This is a genomic window from Actinomadura sp. NPDC000600, from assembly GCF_040492135.1.
Lineage (GTDB): Bacteria > Actinomycetota > Actinomycetes > Streptosporangiales > Streptosporangiaceae > Spirillospora.
Genome location: NZ_JBEUPD010000038.1, coordinates 72,027 through 82,568 on the forward strand (window position 1 = coordinate 72,027; position 10,542 = coordinate 82,568).

The 10,542-nt window shown below is 68.2% G+C and carries 6 protein-coding genes; all 6 read left to right on the top strand.

Going from position 1 to position 10,542, the window contains the following annotated elements; genetic code table 11:
- The first annotated feature begins 2 nt into the window (after nucleotides 1–2).
- The gene (locus ABWI07_RS36570; protein WP_353821356.1) at nucleotides 3–1,205 is read left to right on the top strand and encodes an AAA family ATPase; all 1,203 of its coding nucleotides are present in this window, start codon (nucleotides 3–5) and stop codon (nucleotides 1,203–1,205) included.
- Between the two features lie 2 nt (nucleotides 1,206–1,207).
- On the top strand, nucleotides 1,208–2,383 hold the full coding sequence (locus tag ABWI07_RS36575) for a vWA domain-containing protein (RefSeq protein WP_353821357.1): 1,176 nt from the start codon (nucleotides 1,208–1,210) through the stop codon (nucleotides 2,381–2,383).
- A gap of 263 nt (nucleotides 2,384–2,646) precedes the next feature.
- Nucleotides 2,647–3,051 (top strand): barstar family protein, encoded by a 405-nt coding sequence (locus ABWI07_RS36580; protein ID WP_353821358.1) that lies wholly within the window; start codon nucleotides 2,647–2,649, stop codon nucleotides 3,049–3,051.
- Nucleotides 3,052–5,355: 2,304 nt separating this feature from the next.
- Nucleotides 5,356–5,508, top strand: coding sequence for a hypothetical protein (locus tag ABWI07_RS36585; protein WP_160161130.1), 153 nt, complete (start codon nucleotides 5,356–5,358; stop codon nucleotides 5,506–5,508).
- Nucleotides 5,509–5,546: 38 nt separating this feature from the next.
- A complete protein-coding gene (locus ABWI07_RS36590) occupies nucleotides 5,547–9,647 on the top strand; it encodes an AAA family ATPase (protein ID WP_353821359.1) in 4,101 nt (1,366 codons plus the stop codon).
- A gap of 452 nt (nucleotides 9,648–10,099) precedes the next feature.
- Nucleotides 10,100–10,542 (top strand): transposase (locus ABWI07_RS36595; protein WP_353821360.1); only part of this gene is annotated, 443 nt, incomplete at its 3' end.

A 10,542-nucleotide genomic window follows, 5' to 3' on the forward strand; every position in this document is an offset into this window, starting at 1 on the left:
CAGTGAACGCCCCCGACAAGACCTCCGCCCCGGACCCGCTGGCCGCCGCCGACGACCTGGGCCGCCGGCTCGGGTCCCCGCGCACGGAGCCGGCCGCGAACCCGCAACTGGAGGCGCTGGCGCTCGCGGTGTCGGCGAACCTGCCCGTGCTGCTCTGGGGCGAGCCGGGGATCGGCAAGTCCGCAGGCCTCCGGCAGTTGGCCACCGGGCTCGGCGTCCCGCTGGAGACGGTGATCGCCAGCGTGCACGAGCCGTCCGACTTCGCCGGTCTGCCGATCATCGGTGACGACCCGGCCGCCACCGGCGTACCGATGGCCCCGCCGGACTGGGCGGTCCGGCTGGCCGCGTCCGGGCGCGGCATCGTGTTCTTCGACGAACTGTCCTCCGCGCCCCCCGCCGTCCAGGCGGCGCTGCTGCGGGTCGTCCTCGAACGCCGGGTCGGCAGCCTGGCGCTGCCGGAGAGCGTCCGAGTGGTCGCCGCCGCGAACCCGCCGTCCAGCGCGGCGGACGGCTGGCACCTCAGCCCGCCGCTGGCGAACCGGTTCGTCCACCTGCGATGGACGCACGACCCCCGGACGGTCGCGCGCGGCATGGCCGGCACCTGGCCTGCCGTGCCCGTACCCGTCGTCGACCCTGCCAAGGTGCCCAGCGCGGTCGCCCGCGCCCGCGGGACGATCTCCGGGTTCCTCACCGCCCGGCCCGGCCTGACCCACCACCTGCCCGGCGACGCGGAAAGCCGGGGCCTCGCCTGGCCGTCGCCGCGAACCTGGGAGATGGCCCTGCGGCTGCTGGCGGTCGGCTACGCCACCGGCGCCGAGCAGAAGGTGGTCGCATCCGCCCTCATAGGCGCGGTCGGCGACGGCGCAGGCCTGGAACTGCTCAACTACCTGGAACAGCTCGACCTGCCCGATCCGGATCGCGTCCTAGCCGATCCGGACGCCTTCGCACTGCCGGCGCGGGGCGACCGGCAACTCGCCTTCTTGACGGCCGTCGTCTCGGCGGTGCAGAGCGACCTCACCCGGCGACGCTGGGAGGCGGGGTGGACGGTGCTGGCCAAGGCCGTCGAGGCCGGGGTCCCCGACGTCGCCGCCCGGGCCGCCGCGGACCTGGCGGCGCTGCGCGACACCGACTGGCCGGTCCCGGCCGGCATCGACGCGTTCCTCGACCTGCTCCAGTTGTCCGGCGCGCTGCCGGGCGGCTCCTGACCATGGCCGACCTCGACCGGGTCAAACTGCTCGCGGCACGGTACCGTGCGGCCACCGACCGGCCCTATCTCGCCTCGGCGCTCTACTCGCTGACGGTCGTACCGAGCGACGCGGTGCCGACCATGGGCGTCGATCGGCACTGGCGGTGCTACGTGTCACCGTCCTTCGTCGCGGCGACCTCCGTCCCCGAACTGGCGGGCGTGTGGATCCACGAGGTGGCACACCTGCTGCGGAACCATCACGGCCGTGCGGACCTGCTGCCGACCGCCGACCGCCGCGACCGGGCCCGCCTGAACGTCGCCCAGGACTGCGAGATCAACGACGACCTGCTCGCTGACGGGCTGGAACTTCCCGAGGGCCGGGTGGCACCCGGCGACTTCGGGCTGGAGACCGGACGGCTGTTCGAGGAGTACCTCCCCCACCTGCCGCCGTCGGCCCGGTGCTCCGACTGCGGCTCCGGTGCCCATGGCTCACCCGGCGACTGGGAGATCGTCGGACCCGGCGGGCCGGGGGGCGTCAGCACAGTCGAGGCCGAGGCACTCCGCCGCCACACCGCCGAGGCCATGCGCGCCCACCAGCGCAACCGCGGTTCCCTTCCGGGAGGCTGGCAACGCTGGGCGGAGCAGGTCCTCGAACCGGCGGTCGACTGGCGCCGCGTGCTCGCCGGTGCCGTGAGAGAGGCGGTCGCCTGGGCGGCCGGAGGGGTCGACTACACCTTCCACCGCCCGTCCCGCCGCACCGCCGCGCTGCGCGGCGTCGTCCTGCCGAGCCTGCGACGCCCGCTGCCGGTCGTCGCGATCGTCATCGACACCTCCGGATCCATGGGCGAGGACGACCTCGCGGCGGCCCTCGCCGAGGTGACCGGCGTCCTGCGGGAGGTCGGCATCGGCGGGAACCGGATCACCGTGCTCGCCTGCGACGCCGACGTGCACACCGCGAGGCGGGTGACGTCCGCGCAGCAGGTCGCGCTCGAAGGCGGCGGCGGCACCGACATGCGGGTCGGCATCCGGGCGGCCCTCGACCGGCCCGAACGACCCGGTGTCGTGATCGTGCTGACCGACGGCTTCACCCCGTGGCCCGAAGCGCCGTCGTCATCGCGCCTCATCGCCGCGCTCATCGGCGCCGACCCGCCGCCCCCACCTGCCTGGGTTGAAACAGTCTACGTCCCTCGAAACTGACCCGGTTCGGCATGCCATAACCTGATGAACGTTCACGGCCACCGCAACTAGCGAGCAGGAGAGCGCCTCGCAGAAAAGCGCCGCGTCGAAGCCGGACCGACGACGGTCAGCTCATCGCCGAGACCGCCCGCACTACGAGCAAACCATCAGCCGCTTCAAGGCCCGCAAACCCGAGCGCAGCAGAGCAGGACGCGAGGGGCCAGCGGGCACCGGGAACTTGAAGAACGTCCATCAGGGTGACCTCGGGTGACTACGTTGTGATCATGGAATTCCGACCTGGGGTGACTGCCGTCGATCACGCTGAAGCCGGTGCGCTGGTGAGGACCGCGCGCGACGAGGGCGCCATCGTTTATCTGCTGTCAGGCGCAGCGGATCGCACGACCTTCTTCGAGGCGGTCCGGTCGACATTTCCGTTGGACCCGCCTCTGTCAAGCAGCCACGTCTGGGACGCCCTGGAGGATTCCCTCTGGGAGGGGCTGCTTCAGACGGGCCACCAAGTTCAGGTAATCGTCTGGCCGGATGCGTCAGCATTCCAGACTGCCGCACCCAACGACTATGCGACCGCGATCCAAGTCCTGACAGCGGTATCTCAGACCCTGGCGGATGGGGAGGCAACAGTCGGCAACCCGGTGACGCTCTCGATCTTCGTCACCGCTCACGGGAAGTGAGCACAGGAACCACGTCACCTGACACGCCCGCGACCGGCCCAGTACTACCCTCGGCCTCGACAGTTCATCTAGCCGAGGCCGTTCACCCACCGTCTGAGCCGGTCTGTCACGAGCGTCCTAAAACCCGACATCCGGATGCCAGGTGGCTGATCCGGTGGTGTGGGGCGCCGACGCGGGTAATGACGGTGCCGCCGGGCTGGACGGTGGAGGTGGCGGCTCCCCCGGTCATGGCCAGGTAGCGGACGGCTCGTTGGGCCCTGGGACAGACGGGTCGGCACACAGCAGGACTTCCCGCCATGCGTGGATGAGCGCGAAGCCGGAGTCGGTATAGGCCGTGCCGGTCCAGCGGGCCTTCCCCGGGCGGTCGGACGGTTTTGCGTAGCAGCGGCGGCGTTTCCAGACGATCCAGGTGCCCTGCCAACTGCACCCGGCCAAAGCAGGATGTGGGGCCACCCTGGGCACCCGACCTGTTGGACATGCCGCCAAGCGCACGACAGCCAAACCCGGCTGGTGGACCCGAGCGGACATGCTGCGACCACTCAGCCCGCCTTCGACTGCACAGAGTGACCGTTAGTGCGGTCTTCTTGTGGCCTCGTTCACGGTGGGAGAAAGATGATCTCCCAAACCCCTCCCACCGGACCACTCATGGCCTGCCCCGGAGGCGGAGAAGGCCCGGGGGGCGAGGTCGCGCGCTACCGGTTCGGAACCCGTGACCTCTTCGGAGCTGCGACAACGCCAAAGAGGCCTGCTCTTCATTCGAGCAAGCCTCTGACCTGGCAAAACGTGGGCGATACTGGGTTCGAACCAGTGGCCTCTTCGGTGTGAACACGACCGATCAGGGCCAGGACAAGCCGCTTCTCGCCATCGCCGCAGGTCAGCGAGCGCCCTTCGCCCCACCACGGCACAGCTTGGGGAAGATCGAACCCGTTACGCTCTCCCGCAATTGACAGCCTGCCGCCTCGACAACACGTGACCCACGGTAGCCGTCGTTCGGGGCCACCGCCCGATGGATGTTGTGGAGGACGGGGAGCCCGGGTGGGAGTCCGGGCTTGACCCCGTCATGGCCGTCGGTGCGCTGTCATCGGATCCCAAGACCGAAGGGGCGTCCAAGCGACTGAGGTCTACGATCCCCCGAGTTCCGGCCCGGTGGCATCGTGGCGAACCCTGCCTTCTGCGCAGCTGATCAGCGTAACGATTACCCGAAGAGACGGCAGTAGACAGATTTTTACAACGGCCGGTTACGTCTGCCCTGGTCAGGCGCGTAACAGTGTGTGCAGATACGTAAATACCCCCATCAAGCCCTTCCGCGCTTCCATGACGTAGGCCACGATGATGCGCAAGGTGCCTCCTCCGCTCGGCCCGGTTGTGGGAGATCTGGTCGGTGGGATGCGGTCGGTCGGCGCCCCGTCATGGATCCCAAGACCGTGCGGAAGGCGAGATGAAACTGACACTGCAAGTCGACGAGGTTCCGGCCTGGCCGGTCCCGTTAGCGCATGTGATCAATGCATGCGGAGGGTTTGCGTTCCTGCTGCAGGGAGCACCGGGACCAATGGGCACCGTGGTGACGCTGGCGGTAGGTGCCTCACTGGGGCAACTCGCCGCTGCCTCAGTCCGTCAGCGGCGGGCCTGAGCGCAGCGGACCCACGGCGATGAATCACCCCGTAGAGGGTGTGCCGTTCGAAGAGTTGGTCGTAGGGCTGGTTCAAGCACGTCCGCAGCATGATCTGCCGCGACAGTTGGTACCAGCCCTTCGACAGCTTATCGATCCGCATGCCCCCCTGCCGAACTGGCGCGAATGCCCACGCGTGCTGGAGCCACTGGGAATGCTGCCAGCTCAGATCCCCGTCTTCAAAATGGCGCATGAAGAGGCCGTGCAACGTCGCCATCTCACACGGCCGCGATCGACGAGTCTTTTGGAGTCAGAACAGGTCGACGTTTTCATGACGCCTGTATCGCGGGAGCTAGATGGTTTACCGAGGCCCCCGGAGGACGTCGAAGCACATAATCACAAGCCGGATCCCCTTACGGAGGTGCCCCGGCCGAGCACCTTCGCGGAGTTGGACCTTGTTTTGCGGAGGTACTGGCGATGGGCCGGTCGTCCTCCGACCCGGGAACTGGCCAAACGTTCCGGTGGCGTGTTCTCGCACGCCACCGCCCACAAACTGACCGGTGGACGACGTGCGGGGGCTACGCCGTTCACCACCAAGCTGCACTATCTCATCGCCTTCGTGAGAGCTTGCGGAGGCAATGACGAGGATCAGCGTCGGTGGAGCAGCGCTTGGCGAGTGATCGAGATGCATGAGGATGGGCGATGACTTCGTCGATCGACTTCCGGCTCAGGAGCCACGCGCACGCTTCATCGAGCGCCATGCCGAAGCGGGCAGGATCGGCGCTCTGGAGGTGTCACCATCTCTGAACAGAGCCAACCGCCGCATGCATTCGGTCAACTTCCACTGATCGGCCAGGGCGACATCCGTGCTGAGTTCGATCGCGCGTTGGCGACGGTCGAGCAGGATGGATTTGCGTTCCTCGCCCTGACCGGCGAATTGGGGGCTGGCAAGACTCGCTTGCTGAGAGCGTTGGCGGACGTCGCGGGCACGCGATGGCTCGTGCTGATGGGTCAGGCGCCGCCAGTACAGCCCGCACAGCCGTGGGGAGCAGTCGCTGATGCTCTCGACGGCTATCTGCCCCACAACAGGCCCGCCCTGGCAGGTCCAGTCCAGGAACTTCTGGCGGAGCTCGCCCACGCAGCGGACCGGCATGCCACCCCAGATGTCACCGAAGCGCCAGACAGGGGCGAGGCACCCGAGGGCGAAGGCGAGGAGGGTGCAAGACTTCTGTTGCGGCCCACCGTCAGGCGACTCCTGGAGCAGTTGGCCGCACCGTCTGGCCTGGTGTTGATTTTGGATGACCTTCACTGGGCTGACAGCACCACCCTCGCGCTGCTTGACGACCTGGTTCGCCATCCACCGCTTGCGAAGATCTTGGTGGCGGTGGCCTACCGCTCCGGCCAGGCATCAGCGCGGTTGACCGCATTGATCAAAGCTGCCGAACTGAAATACACCTCGATTACGATTCCTGCGCTGACACCGGACCAAGGAGAAGACCTGCTCAGCCGTCTGGGCTCGTACATAAGCCCGGATCAGCAGCAGGCGCTGTACCGCGCCAGTCAAGGCAATCCTCTGTACCTTGAGGCACTGGGCCGAATGGCCCAGTGCCAAGACGATGTTTTGGAGTCCCTGCCGTACGCCTTGCCATCGCAACGGGCGCCCATGCTACCGCCCCACCTTGCCACCGTGCTGACGCTCGAACTGCGCCTGCTTTCGACATCTGCCTTGCAGGTCGCCTGGGCGGCCGCAGTGATCGGTCGAGACTTCGAGGTTATGCACGCCGCAGCCGTTGCCGAACTGTCACCACAAACAGCCCAGAACGCGGTAGACGATCTGTGCGCCCACGGCATCATCCAGCCCGTCACGGGCGGCCGATTCGCCTTCCGTCACCAGCTTCTCCGTCACGCGGCCTATGCCTGCAGCCCCTCCGACTGGCGGCAAACCGCCCATGCCCGCGCGCTCATGTCAAGTGAGACACCCTCCCCAGAGCAGATCAGCTCACCTCCCACTCCTGGACCACCACAGACCGCTCGGAACACGGCCGTGCGCTCAAGGGCTCTCTCTCTACGCGAGCGCTGGCCTGATCCCCTGCCCGGGCAGGGGAAACTGGTGGGTCGCGGGGACGCCCTCCACGCGCTCGGCCGCGCCCTCGACGCGCCGGGCTTCGGGTTCGTCGCCGTGGTCGGGGAGCCAGGCGCCGGGAAGACTCGGCTGCTCAACGAACTCGCGGACGGCGCGACCACACGACGGCTGCCGTTCCTAGCGGGCCGCGCCGCCGAGTTCGAACAGGAAATGCCGTTCGGCGCCGTGGTGGATGCTCTCGACGACCAGCTTGAGGAGCGCGCCCCAGAGCTCGGGCCTGTCGCACTGCAACTGCTCGGCGCTGTGTTCCCCGCCCTCGGCGGTATCGGCCCGGCGGCTACGCCGCCTGCGGCGTCGTCGCATGTCGCTCGGTACCAGCTTCACCGCACTATCCGGCACCTGTTGGAGGAGCTGGCCGGCCCGCCGGGCGGGCTCGTTCTAATCCTGGATGACCTGCACTGGGCCGACGACGCCACCATCGAACTTCTCGACCACCTCGTCCGGCACCCCCCGCGCGCCCGGCTGCTGGTGGCAGTGGCCTACCGACCCGCACAGGCATCGCCGCGACTCGCCGCCTTGGTCGCTGCGGCCGGCCCGCAGGGCACATACGTGGCGGTCAACCCGCTTACGCAGAGCGAAGTAGAGGAGTTCCTCGGCCCCGACGTAGGCCAGACATACCGCGAGGCGCTTTACAAGGCAACCGGGGGAAATCCCTTCTACCTGGAAGCGCTAGTCCGGATGAAGCAAGATGACGCGTCCTCCGCAAGTGACGGCGCCGAGTGGCAAGACAAGATCGCCTCTCTACCAGGGGTCCCACCCGCCGTGCGGACCGCACTGCAAGTGGAGCTGAGAACGCTACCCGAGCAGGCGCTACTCTTGGCACGAGGTGCCGCCGTCGCCGCCGATGTGTTCGAACCTTCACTCGCTGCGGTCGCCGCCGAGATCGACCAGGCCGCCGCGCTCGCTGCGCTGGATGTGCTGACCGCGCACGACGTGGTACGTCCCGCGCCCGGCGGCCGGTTCCGGTTCCGGCATCCGCTGGTGCGGCACGTGGTGTACGCGTCAACGGCTGCGGGGTGGCGGGTCGCCGCGCACGCACGCCTGGCTGAGCACCTCGCAGAGGTGGGCGCACCCACCTCCGTCCGGGCCCACCACGTGGTGCGGTCGGCGCGGTTCGGCGACCGCACCGCGATCGGAACGCTAGTCGACGCGGCCCGCGTCGTCTCGCTCCAGGCACCCAGAACCGCCGCGTACTGGCTGGAGGCTGCGCTAGCGCTGCTGCCGGAAGAGGCCGACGCTGTTGCCGACCGGCTTGAACTGCTTCTGGAACTAGCGCATGTACAGGCGGTGAGCGGCAATGCAGCGACGGGCCTCGAGACCGCGCGAACTCTACTCGGCCTGCTGCCCGCTACCGACACTGCCCGCCGCGCACGCACCATTCAGCTGTGCGCCGTCATGGAGCGGCAACTCGGCCGCATCCACGAGTCGCGGGCCATCGTGCTGGACGAGCTACGCCGCATCACTGACCGGCAGATGCCCGAGGCTGTCCTACTCCGCCTCAGACTCGTCTCCGATCGCATGCAACGCGCCGATATCCTCGGGGCACGGGCAGTCCTCGATACAATTGCCAACAGTGCCCCGGAGCGGGGACCGGGGCTGGCTGCGGCCGTCGCCTCGATGCGCCCGATGGCGGCCTATGCCGCTGGCGACATCGCTGACGCGATCGCGTACATCGACACTGCCGACCGGCTCTTGTCCACAGCGACCGATATCGACTTGGCCGACTGCCTGGAAAACGCCCTCTGGCTGGTGAGGGCGGAAACATTTATTGGCATGTACGACAGCGCGCTCAGACACGTCGAGCGGCTCATCACGATCGCGCGGGCGCAGGGGCAGACCTACATCCTCGGCTACATGTTGGCCGCGCAGGCGCGGGCGCTCGCGCTGATCGGCCGGATCGGCGAGGCCACGGCGTCCGCCGACGAGTCCGCTGCAGTCGGGCGTGAGCTGCGCTCCGCCGAGGTGCTCGCGTACGGGCTGACCGAGCAGTGCCTCCTCACGAGCTGGAGGGGTGACCACGACCACGCAGTCCAACTCGGCGCCGAGGCCGTCGCACAGGACCACGGTTCCGGCGAGTGGTGGACGCAAATGGCTCACGTTGCCCACGCCTACGCCTTGATCAACGCCGGACGACAGGAAGAGGGCGCCGACATGTTAATCGAGGCGTGCAGCGACGTTGTCTCCCCACGCCTCGACCGGAGCACCCTCGTAATGTGCGCAGAGACACTGGCGTCCATACGCTCCGGCCAGGACCGTTCAGACCAAGCGCGCAAGTGGGCCGACATCGCCGCCACCCTCACCACACCCGAGCTCGGCGGCGACATCGGGGTGGCAAGGCTCGCCGAGGCCCACGCGATCCGTTGCACCGACCCGGCACTCGCCGCAAGGACTGCCGCTGAAGCCGCGGAGATCCTCACTGCGGCGGGACGCCGACCGGACGCAGGGCGCGCCGAGCTGGCCGCCGGGACCGCGTATGGGGTGGCGGGCCAGCGCGCCCCAGCCCGCGAGAGGCTGCGCGCCGCGGCGGAGGTCTTCGAGTCGTGCGGGATGCGGGCGCTGCACGCGCAGGCCGTCCGGGAGCAGCGACGGCTCGGCGTCCGGATACCGGGAGCGAGCAGGTCGGGCAAGGCTACAGCTAGGAAGGGTGAGGCCTTCCTCGGACTCTCCCCCCGCGAATGGGAAATCGCGCTCCTGGTCGCAGACGGCCACAGCAACCAACAGATAGCCGGACGGCTCTATCTGAGCGTGCGAACGGTTGAGACCCATCTGTCAAAAATATTCACCAAGATCGGCGTCGCGTCACGTGTTGGCGTGGCCACTGCAGTGAACCGGCAACAGTTGTAGGTGCGGACACTTAAAAGCAGACTTCAGCCCGGCGACGCTACCTCCGAGCGATGGTCCACCTCGTCGACCGAAACGGGCGCGCGGTACCTACGAGCAACATGGTGTCGCCGACCGTGACCGCGACGCGCCTCGGCCGGCTCGGGACCGGCCAGCGGCGTCAGCGATCCCGTCCCGCATGGTGCTCGGGAGATCTGGGATCTCTGGCATACCGGCCGTCCGACCCGAACGAAACTGTGGTCCAACTGCCACCGGGCACTGCGACATGAATGGTGCCGTGCGGCGGTTACCCACTATCGCCATGACCGGCCGGACCGGCCGACTGGAGGCACCTACGGTTGCGTCCATGGAGGTGGTGTACGAGTTTCCGCAGGTGAAGAGCGTGGCGTCGTGACGTGAGACGGCCACCGCGTAGATCCTTCGAGATGGATGATCAAGAAGAAGGAGTCAACGCGATGGCCGCGGACAACAGTGTGGACCCTGCCGAGTGGATTGCCGAGCAGATCGGGGCGTGTGAGCCGGATCTGCTGCGGTCGATGGTCAAGGCGATGGCCGAGGCGCTGATGAGCGCGGAGGCCGATGCGGTGTGCGGCGCCGGTTACGGGACCCGCTCTGATGAGCGGGTCAATCGCCGCAACGGCTACCGGTCCCGTGACTGGGACACCCGCGCCGGCACCGTGGAGCTGGCGATCCCCAAGCTGCGGTCGGGGTCCTACTTCCCCGAGTGGCTGCTGGAGCGGCGTCGCCGGGCCGAGCAGGCCCTGGTTTCGGTGGTGGCCACGTCCTATCTGCTGGGCGTCTCGACGCGGCGGGTGGACAAGCTGGTGGAGCAGATGGGCATCAAGGGCATCTCCAAGAGCCAGGTCAGCGAGATGTCCAAGGTGTTGGACGCCCAGGT